The 16,747-nt window shown below is 59.5% G+C and carries 13 protein-coding genes; 6 read left to right on the top strand and 7 right to left on the bottom strand.

What is annotated here, in order from left to right:
• The first annotated feature begins 227 nt into the window (after positions 1 to 227).
• A complete protein-coding gene (locus tag E6W33_RS08880) occupies positions 228 to 1,337 on the top strand; it encodes an ATP-dependent 6-phosphofructokinase (protein WP_136416530.1) in 1,110 nt (369 codons plus the stop codon).
• A 16-nt stretch (positions 1,338 to 1,353) separates the two neighbouring features.
• On the opposite strand, the gene E6W33_RS08875 is transcribed toward E6W33_RS08880, so the two are convergent.
• Entirely contained in the window at positions 1,354 to 1,794 is a 441-nt protein-coding gene (locus tag E6W33_RS08875) for a TlpA disulfide reductase family protein (RefSeq protein WP_168798578.1), read from the bottom strand.
• 23 nt (positions 1,795 to 1,817) lie between these two features.
• Positions 1,818 to 2,777 (bottom strand): transporter, encoded by a 960-nt coding sequence (locus E6W33_RS08870; protein WP_211097271.1) that lies wholly within the window; start codon positions 2,775 to 2,777, stop codon positions 1,818 to 1,820.
• 553 nt (positions 2,778 to 3,330) lie between these two features.
• Here E6W33_RS08870 and E6W33_RS08865 point away from each other — a divergent pair.
• The 4 genes from E6W33_RS08865 (at position 3,331) to E6W33_RS08850 (ending at position 8,255) form a co-directional block, all read left to right on the top strand.
• On the top strand, positions 3,331 to 4,488 hold the full coding sequence (locus E6W33_RS08865; protein WP_136416525.1) for an ABC transporter substrate-binding protein: 1,158 nt from the start codon (positions 3,331 to 3,333) through the stop codon (positions 4,486 to 4,488).
• A gap of 181 nt (positions 4,489 to 4,669) precedes the next feature.
• On the top strand, positions 4,670 to 5,560 hold the full coding sequence (locus E6W33_RS08860; protein ID WP_136416523.1) for a branched-chain amino acid ABC transporter permease: 891 nt from the start codon (positions 4,670 to 4,672) through the stop codon (positions 5,558 to 5,560).
• Positions 5,561 to 5,562: 2 nt separating this feature from the next.
• Complete coding sequence (locus E6W33_RS08855; RefSeq protein ID WP_136416521.1) at positions 5,563 to 7,515, top strand: branched-chain amino acid ABC transporter ATP-binding protein/permease; 1,953 nt, start codon at positions 5,563 to 5,565, stop codon at positions 7,513 to 7,515.
• Between the two features lie 11 nt (positions 7,516 to 7,526).
• Positions 7,527 to 8,255, top strand: coding sequence for an ABC transporter ATP-binding protein (locus E6W33_RS08850; RefSeq protein ID WP_136416518.1), 729 nt, complete (start codon positions 7,527 to 7,529; stop codon positions 8,253 to 8,255).
• Between the two features lie 464 nt (positions 8,256 to 8,719).
• On the opposite strand, the gene E6W33_RS08845 is transcribed toward E6W33_RS08850, so the two are convergent.
• The 5 genes from E6W33_RS08845 to E6W33_RS08825 form a co-directional block, all read right to left on the bottom strand.
• Entirely contained in the window at positions 8,720 to 9,352 is a 633-nt protein-coding gene (locus tag E6W33_RS08845; RefSeq protein ID WP_136416516.1) for a hypothetical protein, read from the bottom strand.
• 87 nt (positions 9,353 to 9,439) lie between these two features.
• The gene (locus E6W33_RS08840) at positions 9,440 to 9,961 is read right to left on the bottom strand and encodes a hypothetical protein (protein ID WP_136416514.1); all 522 of its coding nucleotides are present in this window, start codon (positions 9,959 to 9,961) and stop codon (positions 9,440 to 9,442) included.
• Positions 9,962 to 10,537: 576 nt separating this feature from the next.
• The gene (locus E6W33_RS08835) at positions 10,538 to 11,824 is read right to left on the bottom strand and encodes a sigma 54-interacting transcriptional regulator (protein ID WP_136416512.1); all 1,287 of its coding nucleotides are present in this window, start codon (positions 11,822 to 11,824) and stop codon (positions 10,538 to 10,540) included.
• Positions 11,821 to 14,880 (bottom strand): peptidase domain-containing ABC transporter, encoded by a 3,060-nt coding sequence (locus tag E6W33_RS08830; RefSeq protein WP_136416510.1) that lies wholly within the window; start codon positions 14,878 to 14,880, stop codon positions 11,821 to 11,823. The genes E6W33_RS08835 and E6W33_RS08830 overlap by 4 nt, the downstream gene beginning before the upstream one ends.
• Before the next feature lie 87 nt (positions 14,881 to 14,967).
• Positions 14,968 to 15,720 carry a peptidylprolyl isomerase gene (locus E6W33_RS08825; protein WP_136416508.1) on the bottom strand — a complete coding sequence of 251 codons (753 nt, stop codon included), beginning with the start codon at positions 15,718 to 15,720 and terminating at the stop codon, positions 14,968 to 14,970.
• 352 nt (positions 15,721 to 16,072) lie between these two features.
• Here E6W33_RS08825 and petA point away from each other — a divergent pair, with 352 nt between their 5' ends.
• On the top strand, positions 16,073 to 16,669 hold the full coding sequence (petA, locus tag E6W33_RS08820; RefSeq protein WP_136416506.1) for a ubiquinol-cytochrome c reductase iron-sulfur subunit: 597 nt from the start codon (positions 16,073 to 16,075) through the stop codon (positions 16,667 to 16,669).
• Positions 16,670 to 16,747: the final 78 nt, after the last annotated feature.

Below are 16,747 nucleotides of genomic sequence, written 5' to 3'. Positions count from 1 at the left end.
GCGCGTTTCCCATCCTGCTGCACGGCGATTGCACGTAGCCACTACTCGGTCCACGGAAAACACGAAAAACACGGAAGGCGCTTTTTGCTTTTTTTCCGTGTCTTCCGTGTTTTCCGTGGACGATGGTTTTGACCTTCATGCAATCGCACTGGGCGCTGGCGGCGGACCATTGACTTGCCCATGCCCGCCGGGGATACTTTCCCACTCATCTCGCCGCAGGAGTTTCCGTGTCCAATCCGATCCGACGCATTGCCATCAATACGGGAGGCGGTGACGCACCCGGCCTCAACGCCGTCATTCGCGCGGTCGTCGTCTCCGCCATCAAGCGCGGCTGGGAATGCGTCGGCATCCGCGACGGCTTCAACGGCATACTTTGTCCGGAACGCTATCCCGAAGGCGGCGTGGTCCGCCTCACGCTCGACAAGGTGCGCGGCATTGCGCATCTGGGCGGCACCATCCTCGGCACCACCAACAAGGGCAATCCGCTCAAGTTCCCGGTCACGATGCCCGACGGTACAACCCAGGAGATCGACCGCTCGGAAGATGTGCTGCAGTTCTTTGCGAAGGAAGGGCTGGACGCGCTGGTGTCGGTTGGCGGCGACGGCTCGCTGACCATTGCCAACGCGCTGCATCGCAAGGGCTTGCGCGTGGTGGGCGTGCCCAAGACCATCGACAACGATCTCGACAAGACCTTCACCACCTTCGGCTTCGATACCGCGGTGGATTTCGCCACCGAGTGCCTCGACCGCCTGCACAGCACCGCCGAAAGCCATCAGCGCATCATGGTGGTGGAAGTGATGGGCCGCTATGCCGGCTGGATCGCGCTGCATTCCGGCATTTCCGGCGGCGCGCACAGCATCCTGATTCCGGAAATCCCCTTCGACATCGACAAGGTCGCCGCCAAGGTGCGCGGCCGCGACAAGCTGGGACGCATGTATTCGATCGTGGTGGTGGCCGAAGGCGCGCAACCGGTGGACGGCCACCGCGAAGTGCTCGCGCCTGCCGAAGTCGGCCACGCCGAACGTCTGGGCGGCATGGGCGAACGCGTGGCCAAGGCATTGCAGGAGCGCACCGGCAAGGATGCGCGCGTGGTGGTGCTGGGCCATCTGCTGCGCGGCGGCAGCCCGACTTCCTTCGACCGGCTGGCGGCCCTGCGTTTCGGCGCGGCCGCCGTGCGCGGGCTCGACAACGGATTGTCGGGGGTGATGGTGTCGCTGGCCTTCCCTAACGTGGATTATGTTTCGCTCGAAGAAGTCGCCGGCCGCATGAAGGCCGTGCCGATGGACAGCGATACGCTGCAGACCGGACGCGACCTGGGGATTTGTTTCGGGGATTGATTTCCGGGATCCGCTCTCAGCGCAGGACGTTTTCGATTTCCTTGCGGGTGATCGCGCCTTCCTTGAGCAGCACCGGATTGCCGGCACGGTCGTACAGGATGCTGGTCGGGAATCCGCGCGGCTTGAACTGCTTCGCCATTTCCTCGTCGCCGGCGATGATCGGATAAGTCACGCGCATTTTCTCGGCGAATTGCGCCACCCTGCGCGGGTTTTGCCCATCGACCGCGAGGCCGAGAACGACGAGATCGTCGCGCGACTTGCTCAGCGCTTCCAGTTCCGGCATTTCGCTCAAGCAGGGTACGCACCAAGTCGCCCATAGATTGACCAGCACCCATTTGCCCTGGTGCGCCGCCAGCGTGTGCGTTTTCCCCTGCATGTCGACCAGTGAAAACGTGGACGAGGCTGCCTGCGCGAGGAGCGGCATTGCCAGCAGCAAGATCAAGATCCGTTTCAGCATCGCGTTCCTCATTGTTTCCGTATTCAGAACCGCCCGCTCAGGCCGAGTACGAACGCGCGCTTCGCCGTCAGCTGAACGCCGTTGACGTTCTGGTAGATCGGATGCTGGTAGAAGCCATACAGCTGCAGGTTGCTCGCCACCGCATAGCTGAGCCCGGGACTGATGAATACCGAGCGGCTGCCGCTGTCGGCCGGTTCGGCGTCGGTACCGCTGTCGCGATGCTTGACGACGGCATTGAGCTGAACCAGCGCGCCGAGATTGTCGCTCACGCCATAACGATAGCCGAGGTCCGCGCCGAACTGCGCGCCGGGCTTGAATCCGTCGTGTTCATTCAGCGCATGCTGATACTGGACCTGCGCGAACCAGGACGAATTGCTGAGCGGGAGTTTCTGGTGGTAGTAGGCACCTGCGATCAGATCGGTGGTGCCTGATCCCGGCTGCAGGCTGCGCTCGGCCACGTCGCCATCGGCATTCGCCACATCGGTCCTGCCGGTCGGCAGCTTCAATCCGAAGGTGAAGCCGGCGGTGCTGGCGTTGATCGGATCGCCGATCATCGGCAACTGGTAGCGGCCAATGACGCGCATGTCGCCGAGCTCGCTGAAATTCCATTGCTCCACCACTTGCACGCCGCGATGATTGTGAATGTGCGTGTGGTCACGATCGACCATCGGCGCGATCACCGACACGCCCCAGCCGGAGCCAAAGCTGCGGCTGTAGCTGGCGACGAGATTGCGGTTGTAGGTGCTGACCTCATCATGGTGATGCGGGATCTGGCCGACCGCAATGTTGTCGGTTCCGGTACGCGGCTGGTCCTGCTTGATGAATTCATAACGCAAATCGAAGGACGAGGTCGCGTCCACCATCGCGCTTTCCGATGTCCAGTTGGAATTGACCGTGCAAAAGGCGGCGCCGCAGCTGGCGAAGCTCAGTGAGGGAATGGCGCTGACGGCAGCGGCGAGGAGCAACAGCTTCGGAGTCTTCATGTTCAAGTGTCGAGTGAGTAGTGTGTCAATTGCGGCAACAATGCGTCGGGTCAAAATGCAAGTCGAAGCGCGTGGCAGTCCCTATTCGGACGGCTGTCTTTCCGCACGGAATAAATCATATATTTGGAAAGAATCTTTAAAGTTAATCTGGATCAATTTTTCCAGAAAACCTCCAGCATGATCGACATCCTTTCCGGCCGTGTCACGAACATGCAACGTGTCCGTGAAATGAGTGGTACAGGAGCGACAAAAGAGCCCGGATCTGCCATCCGGCCGTTATTGAATCGATATCCTGTCTTTCCCTTATTCATCGGGACATATTCTTTTAATCCGTCTCAACGGCAGCATTGCCATCCAGACAAGCCCGCTCTCTAATTGTGTCTATAACTACGTAGTTATACGGTTTGCGCATATGCGCAACTCGTAATACCCTTCTTGCGTTACGGATAAGGCCGTCGGTGCCAGTCAAATGGCGTCGTCGTCGATACGTAACATTCGATGTCGGAATCATCCGGCACGTTTCCAAAAATGAAGATAAAAGTTAGAGGAAGACATGACATACAAAGCGAAAACGCTGATTGCTGCTGCATTGGTAAGCTGGTCCGTCGCGGGCATCGCCGCAGATCCCGTCAAGATCGGTGTGTCCGGGCCGTTCACGGGCGGTTCTTCTCCCATGGGTGTTTCGATGCGTGACGGCGTGAAGCTGGCCGTCGCCGAAATCAACAAGAACGGCGGCGTGCTCGGCCGCCAGATCCAGCTCGTGGAACGCGACGACGAAGCGAAGAACGAGCGCGGCGTGCAAGTGGCGCAGGAACTGATCAACAAGGAAAAAGTCGTCGCCACCGTCGGCTTCATCAACACCGGCGTGTCGCTCGCCTCCCAGCGCTTCTATCAGGAAGCCAAGATTCCCGTCATGAACAATGTGGCAACCGGCACGCTGGTCACGCACCAGTTTGATGACCAGCCCGAGAACTACATTTTCCGCAACGCTGCACACGACACCATCCAGTCCGCGATGATCGTCGATGAAGCCATCGGCAAGCGCAAGCTGACCAAGGTCGCGATCCTGGCCGACTCCACCAACTACGGCCAGCTCGGCCGCGAGGACCTGGAAAAGGCGCTCGACAAGAAAGGTGTCAAGCCGGTCGCCGTCGAAAAGTTCAACATCAAGGACGTCGACATGACGGCGCAACTGCTGAAGGCCAAGGCAGCCGGCGCGCAAGCCATCCTGACCTACGGCATCGGCCCCGAGCTGGCCCAGATCGCCAACGGCATGGAAAAGCTGAGCTGGAAGGTGCCGATGATCGGCAGCTGGACTCTCTCCATGGGCAACTTCATCGACAACGCCGGCAAGAACGGCGAAGGCGCGCTGATGCCGCAGACCTTCATCCAGGAAGCGAACACGCCGAAGCGCAAGGCCTTCATCGATGCCTATGTCGCCACCTACAAGCCGGCCAACGGCCGCATCCCCTCGCCGGTGTCCGCCGCGCAGGGATATGACTCGGTCTACCTGCTCGCCGCCGCCATCAAGCAGGCCGGCTCGACCGAAGGCCCGAAGGTACGTGCTGCGCTGGAAAGCCTGCAGACCAAGGTTGACGGCGTCGTCACGACCTACGACAAGCCGTTCACCAAGGCTGACCATGAAGCCGTCAAGATGGGCATGCCGGTCATGGGCATGGTCAAGGGCGGCCACGTGGTGCGCGCGCAGTAAGTTCACTTACATCCTCTCGAAGTATTAAATAACTCCGCTCATGAGAGAACGCTCCCTCCCCTTCAAGGGGAGGGTTGGGGTGGGGATGGGTTTTTGGCTGCACGGCGCAAACCCATCCCCCTTCCAACCTCCCCCTTGAAGGGGGAGGAGCGCTATTCCGCGCTCAGCTTCCAAGGCAATCATGGATATTCTTCTTCAACTCGCATTCAGCGGTATCGCGCTGGGCATGATCTACGCCGTCATCGCATTCGGCTATCAGCTCACCTTCGCGACTTCCGGCACGCTCAATTTCGGCCAGGGCGAAGCGCTCATGCTCGGCGCACTGGTCGGCCTCAGCCTGGTGGGCAACATCCACGGCGGGCCTTATCTCAACTACTGGCTGATGATTCCGCTGGTGATCCTGTTCGGTGCGCTGCAAGGCGCCATCGTCGAATGGATCGGCGTGCGGCCGGCCATCAAGATCAAGTCGGAATTCGGCTGGATCATGTCGACCATCGCGCTGGCGATCATTTTCAAGAACGTCGCCGAAAACATCTGGGGCAAGGATGACCTGACCTTCCCCTCGCCGCTGTCGGCCGCGCCGCTGCAGGTCTTCGGCGCCAATGTGCAGCCGATGCAGATCGTGGTGGTGATCGGCGCGCTGGCGATGATGTTCGCGGTCGAGATGTTCAACCGCAAGTCGATCTACGGCAAGGCAGTGGTCGCCACCTCCAACGACCGTGACGCGGCCGGCCTGATGGGCATCAACACCAGCATGGTGATCACCTTCTCTTATGCCCTGTCTTCCGCGACCGCCGCCTTTGCCGGCGTGCTGGTCGCGCCGCTGACGCTGACCGGCGCGACCATGGGTTCGGCGCTCGGTCTGAAAGCCTTCGCGGTGGCCATCATCGGCGGCCTGACCTCGGGCATCGGCGTGATCGTCGGCGGGCTGATCCTGGGCGTCGCCGAAACGCTGACCGGCTTCTACATTTCGACCGGCTACAAGGAAGTGCCGGGCCTGCTGCTGTTGCTGCTGGTGCTGGCCGTCAAACCTGCCGGCCTGTTCGGCAAAGCTGCGATCAAGAAGGTGTAAACATGCTCAACAAAAATCGCATTCTTGCCCTGCTCGGCATCGCCGCGCTCGCGCTGTTTCCGCAGGTCTTCCACAATCCGTATTACATCCATCTCGCGGAAACCATCCTGATCTACGCGATCCTGCTGTTCGGGCTGGATATCGTGGTGGGATATACGGGACAGGTGTCGCTCGGCCATGCAGCGCTGTTTGGCATCGGCTCGTACACCACCGGCGTCCTGGTATTCAAGCTCGGCATGCCGTTCTTCATCGCGGTGCCGGCAAGCATCGCCGTGACGGCCGTGTTCGGCGCGCTGCTGGCTCTGCCCGCGCTGCGCGTGACGGGGCCCTACCTCGCCATGGTGACGCTCGCCTTCGGCACCATCGTGCAGATCCTCATCAATGAAATGACCTTCCTCACCGAAGGCCCGCTCGGCATCAAGGTGCCGAAGCCGTCCTTTTTCGGCGTCAAGCTGGGCGAGGTTGCGTATTTCTATGTGGTCGCCGTGCTGATGGTGCTGTCCCTGATCGTGGTCCATCGCATCCTCAAGTCACACCTGGGCCGGGCCTTCCAGGCCTTGCGCGACAGTCCGGTCGCCTCGGACTGCATGGGCGTGTCGGTGTATCGCTACAAGGTCTACGCCTTCGTGATCAGCGCCGGACTGGCAGGACTGGCGGGCGGGCTCTACACGTATTCGGAAGAGTACATTTCGCCGAATACCTACAACTTTGAACTGACCATCCTGTTCCTGCTGGCAGTCATCATGGGCGGCCGCAAGACCCGCTCCGGTGCCCTGCTCGGTGCGCTCATCGTGGTGATGCTGCCCAGCCTGCTGTCGGACATCGAACTGTTCCGCAAGATTGCCGTAACCGCCGCCGTCGTGGTGGTGGCAAGCTGCGCCTTCATGCTGAGCAAGAAGACAAGGTCGATTCGCGACGTGATGGTTCCGATGGCATCGACCATCGGCATGGCGGTGTTCTCCTATCGCCTTGAAAACATCACCGACTGGCGTCTGACCATCTTCGGCCTGATGACGCTCTTCGTCGTGTATTACCTGCAGGACGGCATCGTCGGCTATCTGCGCGGCGTCGTCGAGAAGATTCGCCCGCAGGCTGTGCATCGTCATCAGGAATACCACGAGCAAGGCGACGAGAAACATGCATGGGCGGCGCCGGATCAAAGCGTGAAGATCGGCGGCACCCTGCTCGCCGCGCGCCAGGTGCTGATGCAGTTCGGCGGCCTGAAAGCGCTCAACCAGGTCAACCTGAACGTGGTCACCGGTTCCATCCACGGGCTGATCGGCCCCAACGGTTCCGGCAAGAGCACCATGATGAACGTGCTCACCGGCATCTATCAGCCGACGGCGGGCGCGGTGGAATTCAACAGCCGCGTGATCTCGGGCGCGACGCCGTCGGCGATTGCCCTGGGCGGCGTGGCGCGCACCTTCCAGAATGTGCAGTTGTTCGGGGAAATGACGGCGACCGAAAACGTGCTGGTGGGCCTGCATCACACTTTCAAGTCGAACATTCTCGACGTGATGCTGCAGACCCGCCGCTATCGCGAGGAGGAGCACAGCGCGCGCATTCGCGCAGCCAGCATCCTGAAGTTCGTCGGCCTGCCCGAGCTTGCCAACGAGGAGGCGCGCAATCTGCCCTACGGCAAGCAGCGCCTGCTGGAAATCGGCCGTGCGCTGGGCCTCAATCCGAACCTGCTGCTGCTCGACGAACCGGCCGCGGGACTCACCGCGCCCGACATCAAGGAGCTGGTCTCGATCATCCGGAAGATCCGCGAGCACGGCATCACCCTGATCCTGATCGAACATCACATGGATGTGGTGATGTCGATCTGCGATACGGTCACGGTGCTCGACTTCGGTCAGAAGATCGCGGAAGGCAAGCCCGCCATGGTGCAAGCCGATCCGCGCGTGATTGAAGCGTATCTGGGTGGCGGCGCCGACAGTGCCGCGGCAGCTTAAGAGAGGTCCACATGCTTACCATTCAAAATCTGCACGCCGCCTACGGCAAGGTCGAGGTGCTGCACGGTATTTCCCTCGACGTACCCAAGGGAAAAGTAGTCACCCTGATCGGCTCCAATGGCGCCGGCAAGACCACGACCATGCGCGCCATCTCCGGCATGCTCAAGCCGAAAGGCGGCAACGTCCTCTTTGACGGCAAGGACGTGACGGGCATGGATTCGTACCGCATTGCCCGCGCCGGCCTGGCCCACTCGCCGGAAGGACGGCGCGTGTTTTCCACCATGAGCGTGAAGGACAACCTGCTGCTCGGCGCATTCCCGCGCTTCACACGTTCGCGCACACGCGGCGATATCGACACCGACCTGGGCCAGGCGCTGGAGCTGTTCCCGCGCCTGAAGGAACGCCAGAACCAGCTGGCCGGCACGCTCTCCGGCGGCGAGCAGCAGATGCTCGCCATGGCGCGCGCCATCATGCTCAATCCGGAAGTGGTGCTGCTGGACGAACCGTCGATGGGCCTGGCACCCATTCTGGTCGACGAGGTGTTTCGCATCATCTCCCGCCTGAAAGAACGCGGCGTGACCATGCTGCTGGTCGAGCAATTCGCGGCTGCTGCATTGAACGTGGCGGATTACGGCTATGTGCTGGAGAACGGACGGATTTCGGTGCATGGTCCCGCAGAAAGCCTGAAGAACGATCCGGCAGTAAAGGCCGCCTACCTCGGCGGCGCGCATCAGCACTGATGGGTGGATGCGCTTGTACGGGCGTGTGGGTGCGACCGGCGAGGGGAAGCGGCATGCAGCATCGGCGCCAATGTATCTCTTTCTTGAGATTTATCTCGTTGAGCAACTCAGTTTTTCTAAAGCCTAAACAACTACATTGACTGGCGCCGAGAGGCGTCAGTGTCGAATTGCAGTAGTGTGCATTAGTGATGCAGTTTATATAGTGCAGCTGCCTCAGCCGCCACCGATGACCAAGTGTGACCACAACACTCACACACGCATTTAAATGAACCATTTTTATTTTGGCTCACAACGCTAACACGTCTAAAAATATCCGCGCCAGTCTTACCTCTCGCGATCTTCTGGCTGTTGGCGTCGCGGCATTTACTGCAATATATAGATTTTGTGTCCATTAATGGACTCCAGCTTGTTTTACGGTCCTAGGCCGCGACAACGGGCATGAGACATCTCGCCTGATTTTTGAGTTAGGTGCCGCATTTCGCGCTAAGGTACCCGACAACGAATGCAATAACGCCTGCGGTAACTGCCTTAGCCCATTCGTTCCGCATGGCGAGTAATGACCTATAAAGTTCATGCCGGCTCCGGAGTTCGCGGAAATACAGCCATACAAGCACAATTCGCTCGGACCAAGTTAGAGCATCTTCAGTACCCAAAAAGCTGCTGTCTTGCAGCACGATCAGATAGCGCCTTAGGACCTTCTTTATCAGACAGGGTGTCACCTCGACGGGATCAAATGGATGGAAGAGTATTAGCTCCTTCTTCTCTGGGTTGAGTCGATCCGACCTACGTGGATAAGCAATGAAACAGACATCTCCGGTGATTGACTGAGAGGCAACCAATTCACCCCCGGTCTCAAATACCGGACTATCGGTTTGACTCGGCTCAACCAAAGGTGAACTGTACTTGCGATCGACAACACCTGTATTGGCGCGAGACACGGCGATTTGAATCGTCTCTTCGTTTGGCGCACCCTCTCGGGAAACGCGCAATGTAAATGGGAGATCCAATTCTCTGCCCAAAAGAATGAAATCTTCAAACTCGCGCCAAATCCTCGCGCTTGTCTCCACCTTCCAATTGAGGCGGCGATACTCAAGCAACTGAGCTGATCGGCGAAGTTGCTGAGTTGCCCGAGCTATAGCAGGACGCATTGCGGTACCGTGATAATGGGTTATTGAGTTAGACGTTTACAACAAAATCAGCAACAAATCATCTTTTGTCTGCTCCTGAGTTAGCTTTACGAATAGGTAGTCCGCCACCGGGTCAGCCTTGACGTCGGCCACTTCAGCCACAATTTCTGCAGCACGCGCGCGCAGCTTTCCGGGAAACGCCGATTCGTTAGTCGAGAGGAGCGGCAAGTTTTGTTTTAGAAAATTAATCGCCTTGTCCGACTCGACTTGAAATGCCGCTTTTGCCCATTCTCGACTTTCACACCAATCCTCAATTTCCTCTCGTGTGAATTTAAGAGAACGCGCCATAAGATTTTCAACAGACTGAAGATGATGAAGTTCAGTACCGTTCTTACCCTCATGAAGCTCACGCACGATTTTTTGTGCAGCGGAGAAATACGCCTTCTTTACGAAAGCGTCCGCATTGGGCAAATTCTTAAACGTAGTCCAATCAAACTCTGGAACGGCATGTTCAAGAGTTTGACCGCCAAGTCGGCCGCCTTTGCGATGGACGGTGAAGCGGATGTTCGTGGTGGTCATCTATTTATCCTTTTCACTACGGCCAAGAAAATACCCTAGCATGGTTTGCCCAAGTATTGGGAATATCCGATTCAGAGTTCGTTCAGGCGTCAGAAACAACACCATATCAACTGAGGCTCTCTAATGTCAGCGCACTCCGGTAGGCATAACCTAGCACCTGTATAGCCCCGATCTCCTGTAAAACGGCTTTCCGCCGCATTTACCTCACAATTATCGCTCGTGCGCACGGCATTAATACACTCGCAAAACGCGGCAGGCCGATTCTACAGCCGCCTGGCCGACAGAATCAATCACAAGAAACTATTCGCTCCATCCGCGATCGATGGCAGTCAGAACCAGCAAACGACGATTCGCGATGTTGAATCTTCCAACCTCATGGCTTACAACATCTGGCGCATTTAGGCGGGACCGCGGCGCCCGCAGGTCTTGCAGCGATGATGATTGAACGGAGAGCGACGCTTCGCGGAGACAGGCAATGTAGCGCCTCCCGCCACGGGTGAATATGCCATGGATCGAATTGCTCGTCCTTGTGAGAACGCCTACGCTTATTAGGCATCGCCGCATCAGCACTGCCGCCTACACCGCACTCCCGCTCTGCGTCGCTCCGCGCTTTCTGAAATCCTTCGAGTGAATGCCGTGCTTCTTCAGCAGCATTTGCAGGTGCGAGCGGTTCATGTCGCATCGCCGGGCCAACTCTGCCACCGTGCCGCCGACTTCGCGCAATCCCTGCTCCAGAAATGCCCGCTCCGCTTCGTCGCTGGCGGCGCGCTTGGCGTCGCTCAGCGAGGCAAAGCTCGGTACGCTGGTTGCGGGAAGTTCGACCGGCACGGACGACCGTGGGCGGATGGCCTCAGGCAGATGGCTCAGGTCGGCAGTGTCGCCGGCCAGGCAGGACAGGCGGTAGATCAGGTTGCGCAGTTCGCGGATGTTGCCGGGATAGCCATAATTCAGCAGAAAATCGCGCAGGCGCGGCGTCATCTTGATCGGTGGCCGTTTCAGCGCTTCGGCCGCTTCGTCGCCGAAGTAGGCAAACAATAGAGGGATCTCGTCCTTGCGTTCGCGCAGCGGCGGCAGGGTCACATGGATGACGCTGAGCCGGTAGAACAGGTCTTCGCGGAAGGTTCCCTCCTCGATCAGCTTGCGCAGGTTCTTGTTGGTAGCGGCGACGATGCGCGCATCGACGGAGATGAGTTCATCGGAACCTACGCGCTGGATCTCGTGCGATTGCAGCACGCGCAGCAGCTTGACCTGACCGGGCAGCGGCAGCTCGCCGATTTCGTCGAGGAAGATGGTGCCCTTGTGCGCGCTTTCGAACTTGCCCTTGCGGTCGTTGGAGGCACCGGTGAAGGCGCCCTTCTTGTGGCCGAACAATTCGGATTCGAGCAGGTTGTCGGGAATCGCGCCGCAGTTGACGGAGATGTAAGGCTTGTCGGCGCGCGAGCCGTTGGCGTGGATGACTTTCGCCATCAGTTCCTTGCCGGTTCCGCTTTCGCCGTCGATGAGCACCGGCAGGTCGGTGGGCGCGGCCTTTTCGGCGATTTCCAGCGATTCGAGCAGTTTCGGGTTGTCGCCGAAGGTGCCCTCGAAGACAAAACTGCGGTCCAGCAGCGCCTGCCGGCGCTCGCCAGGTGTCTGTTCCTGCGGCAGCGGTTCGGCCGATGCCGCCTGCACGAAGCGCTCCTTGTGCGACAACTGCATCACTTCATCGCGCAAGGCGTTGGATTGCCGCAGCAGCTTTTCAATATCCGAACGTTCCAGCTTCGACGCCCAGCGCAGCGTGGTGCGCAGGATTTCGATTTTTTCGATCAGCCCCGCGTACGAGACGGCGGAGCTGGCATGTCCGAGAGGGTTGTACAGTTTCATGCCGCGCTCAGTTGCTTCTGGACGAGCTGGTAGTACATCCCCTTCCGGTCCACCAGTTCCTCATGCCGCCCCTGTTCCACGATCGCTCCCTCGTACAGCACCAGGATCTTGTCGGCCCGCATGATGGTGCTGAGACGGTGTGCAATGATCACGGCGGTGCGCCCTTTGAGGATTTCGCTCATGTTGCCGATGATGTTGCTTTCCGACTGGGTATCCAGTGCGGAAGTGGCTTCGTCGAATACCAGCAGACGCGGATCATGGTAGAGCGCGCGCGCGATGCACAGACGCTGGACCTGTCCGCCCGACAGGCCCATGCCGCGTTCGCCGACGACTTGTTCGTAACCCAGCGGCATCTTGGCGATGAAGGCGTGCGCATCGGCCATCTTCGCCACTTCTTCGATGCGGCGTCGATCCGGGCTTTCGTCGCCGCTGGCGATGTTCTCTGCGATGGTGCCGGAGAACACCAGGTTGCTCTGCATCACATAGCCAACCTGGGCACGGTAATACTCCTTGTCGATCACGCTCATGTCGTAGCCGTCCACCATGATCTTGCCGTCGGTGGGCGGATAGAAGCCGACCAGCAATTTGGCCAGCGTGGTCTTGCCCGAGCCGCTGCGGCCGACGATGGCAACCAGCTCGCCCGGCTTGATGTCGAGGCTGATGTTTTCCAGCACATAGGGGGTGTCGCTTTCGCCGTAGCGGAAATAGATGCTGTCCAGCTTGATCTCGCCCTGCAGGTCGGGCAGCACCACGCGCGAAGGCAGGTCTTCCGGCCTCTGCTCCGGCTCCATGTCCAGCACATCACCGAGGCGTTCCATTGCCACGCCGGCATCGTTGAGCCGGCTCCAGAGCCCGACCAGTCCCATCAGGGGCGACAACACGCTGCCCATCAAGGCGTTGAAGGCCATCAACTGGCCGATGGAGAGTTCGCGCGCCAGCACCAGGTTGGCGCCGACCCAGAGGATGGCGATCGTGGTGGCGGCGTTCAGCACCTGGCTGACCAGCGAGATCCAGATGTTGAAGGTTTGCGCGCGGTATTGCGTCTCCAGCGACTTGGCGTATTTCTTCTCCCACTTCAGCCGTACCGGCCGCTCGATGCCCATGCCCTTGACCGTCTCGACGCCGCCGAGCGCTTCCATCAGGAAGGCTTGCGCATCGGTCGATGCGGTGAACACTTCGCGCGCATAGTTCTTCACCTTCGGCGTCGCCAGCACGGTCAGCGCAATGATCGGAATGACGAAGGCGATCAGCACCAGCGTCATCTTCACGTTGTACATGAACATGATGGTGAAGTAGAGGAAGACCATCAGCAGGTTGAGGATGGTGGTGACGGTCGATTCCGTCAGAAAGGCGCGGATGGTGATGTTCTCCTGGAAGCGCGCGAGGATGTCGCCCGTCTTGCGCTTGGCGAAGAAGGAGAACGGCAGCGACATGGTGTGCTTGAAGAACTGCGACATCATCGCGAAATCCATGTTGCGCACCATGAAGTTGGCGAGGAAAGAACGGATGGTCGACATCAGCTGCGTGAACACATTGGAAATGATCAGGCCCGCGATCAGCAAGTGCAGCAGACTGAAGTTCTGGTGCACGATCACGCCGTCCAGAATGTTCTGGATGATCATCGGCGGCACGATGCCCAGCACCTGGATCACGAAGGTGGCCAGGAACAGGTGCGCGAGTATCTTTCTGTAGGGTTGCAGATAACCGACGAAGCGTATCCATGGCGAACGCGCCGCCGCCAGCTTCACCTGGTTCTGGCCGGGCGTGAAAACAAGGCAGGTGCCACTCCAGCCGCGCTCGAATTCCTCCACGCTCATTTTCCGGAAGCCGATCGCCGGGTCGGCCATCCAGACCTGTTGTTTGGAAATGCCGTACACCACCACGTAGTGGTAGCCCTCCCAGTGGATGATGAAGGGCAGCTCGAAACCGAGCAAAGCTTCGTAGGTGCATTGCACGCCGCGCGTGGTGAAGCCGAGCGATTCGCCGGCGCGTGCGAGGCTGTCCATGGTGGCGCCAGCGGTGGTGACATTCGCCAGTTCGCGCAATTTGCCGAGCGTCATCGGAATGCCGTAGTGCTTGCACAGCATCGCAAGACAGGCCGCGCCGCAATCCATCTCTTCGGCCTGTTCCACCCAGGCGAAGCGCTTGATGATCTTCTCGCCGAATTCAGGCTTGGACTGCAGATCGAGGACCACCGGACGCTTGCGCCGCTCCGCCAGTTTCTTTTGCCGATGCAGTTCGCGCTCGATGATGCGGATGCGGTCTTCCAATACTTCACCGAGTTTCGGATTGCGCTCCAGAATCACGTGGATGGTTTTTTCGGGAATCACCAGTAGCGTGACTTCGGTATTGGTGACGACCGAGGCCAATTGTTCCTGCCGCATCAGGCACGCCTTTTCGCCGAAGATCTCGCCCTGCCGCAGCGTCGCCAGCGTGTATTCCTCGCCCTCCTCGCTGCGCACGATGCGCACTTCGCCCTGGCGGATCACATACAGGCGGCGGTCGTCGCGCGAGTTCTGTTTCAGGATTTCCTTGCCGGCGGCGACGCGCTTGACGCCGACGCTGCGGATGAATTCCTCCAGTTCGCTCTTGTTGACCTTGCCGCGCAGATCGAACAGGCGCGTCACGAAGCCGCCCGCCGAACTGATCGCGACATAGCTCGTCACGAAGGCATACGCGGCCGGATTGCGGTTGATGATGGGCTCGATGATTTCGCGCGGAATGAACAGCAGCTCGGTCTTGGCCGACGCGCGCACCGAGGATTCGTGGCGGTAATCGCGCAGCATCGCAATGTCGGCGAACACCTCGCCGGCTTTGCGCACACCCATGCTGATTTCCTTGCCGTGCTCCTCGGTGAACATGCGCACCGAGCCGGACTTGATCACATACAAGCCCTTGGCTGGTTCGCCGGCATTGCAGACAGTGTCGCCGAAGGAAAAGAAGCGCGATTCGGCATGCTCGGAAAGTTGCTCCAGCTCTTCGCGAGCAAAGGGGGACAGGATTTCCACCGAGGACAGGAAATCGGCGAGGGATTGGGGTTGGGCGGAGGCTTCCATGAGTTTGCGCAGGGAACGACTTGAACATGATTGCCGGCTGTTCCCTTCCCCCATGCAGGGGAGAGAACGCGGCCTTGCGAATAAGACTTACCTCGCTTCGATAATATGTTCCTGCGCCCGCGCCATCAGCCATTCCTCGCGCAGCAAGCGCCGCACCTCGGCGCCCGTCTCCTCATCCAGCATGGCCGGATGTTTCGCGTTGACCATGAAAATCTCGTAGAACGATTTGTCCGGCGACGGGAACGGCCCGAGCAAATCGCCGACCGAGGCATTGAACACCTTGGCCTCGATATCAGTCTTGAGCGATCCGCGCAGCACCTTGCCGATCAGCCCGCCCTTCTCGCGCGTGTCGGCGATGGAATGCTCGCGCGCCATTTCCTCGAAGCTCTCCGGATCGTCGCGCAGGACGGAAATCATTTCCTTGGCCTGGCCTTCCGTGCTCATCACGATGTGGCTCACCTCGATGCTGTCGAACTTGGGCGAATTCAGCTTGAAGTACGCCTCCACCGCCTTGTCGTTGCACACCTCGGCCATCATCTTTTCCTGGTACAGGCTGTCGGTGATGAATTCCTCGAATTCATCCAGGCTGACGCCGAGCGCATCCATGTAATGATTCATGTCGGCCGCCCGATGCAGGCCCTGCACGCGTCGGAACTGGTCGGCCCTTTCCTGTATCTCGTCGGGCGATACCGGAATGCCCTTTTTCTTCGCCGCACGAACGGTGAGCTTGTCCCGCACCAGTTGCTCGACCAGCCCCTCGAACTGTCCTGTCAGCTTCAATATCCTGACAAAGTCGTCAACCTCAATGACCTCGTCATCGATGCGTACAATCGCTGTCATGTCATCTGCTCCTTCACCTCGGAATGCGCCGCCTGGGGAATGTTTTTAGAGAAGTGGAAAATGCATGCAGTTCGGGCCGCGCAATCACGCAATTGGAGAATGCGCAAAAGCGCGCGATTTCCTGTTGCCGCCGATTGCAGCGCTCATGCATGGGAAGCAAGGAAACCGTGCATTTCTTGCATGAAGCAGCGCACGTCAGTCGAGCGGATTACACAGGCTTTGTAAGAATTTACAAAACAGGCCGCTTCCGGCCGGGGCTGCGCGATGGAACACGGGCTGGTATGGAAGATGCAATCCGCAGCTCCGGAAATACCCGTCATCTTCCCTCCATGCCTTCCGAAAGGAGAACGTCATGACAGATTCCGTTGCCGACCCCGACCGGCGCAACGCCCTTCTCACCGCAACAAGTGTGGTGGGTGGCGCTGGCGTCGTCGCAGCCATTTATCCATTTCTCTCCAGCATGCAGCCCAGCGAGGCGGCCCGCGCCGCCGGCGCACCCGTCGAGGTCGATATCAGCACGCTCGGACCAGGCAAGCTGACCACCGCCGAGTGGCGCGGCAAGCCGATCTGGATACTGCACCGGACCGATGAGATGGTGGCCGAGCTGAGCAAGCACAACAATCTGCTGGCCGATCCGAACTCGACAGCGCCGCAGCAGCCGCCCTATGCCGCCAATCCGGCGCGCGCGATTCGTCCGCCCTACCTGGTGCTGATCGGGATCTGCACCCATCTCGGTTGCGTTCCGGTATTCCGTCCCGAGCGCGGCGCATCGGATCTCGGCAGCGATTGGCCCGGCGGGTTCTACTGTCCCTGCCACGGCTCCAAGTTCGATCTGGCCGGACGCGTGTTCAAGAACGTGCCGGCACCGCGCAACCTGGAAGTGCCGGCCTACACCTTCCTCAGCGATACCAAGTTGCTGATCGGCGAGGACAAGAAGAAGTCTGGATGAGCTGCACTGGACGGCGCGAGGTGTTCCGACCGATGGCATGAATGCTGCGTAGCCTGCTGCCCCTTTCCACTTTCGAGG

Origin of the sequence: Herbaspirillum sp. ST 5-3 (assembly GCF_004804275.1) — a bacterium.
Lineage (GTDB): Bacteria > Pseudomonadota > Gammaproteobacteria > Burkholderiales > Burkholderiaceae_D > Noviherbaspirillum.
Note: the sequence above shows the minus strand (reverse complement) of the source record. Positions and strands in the feature narration are given on the sequence as shown.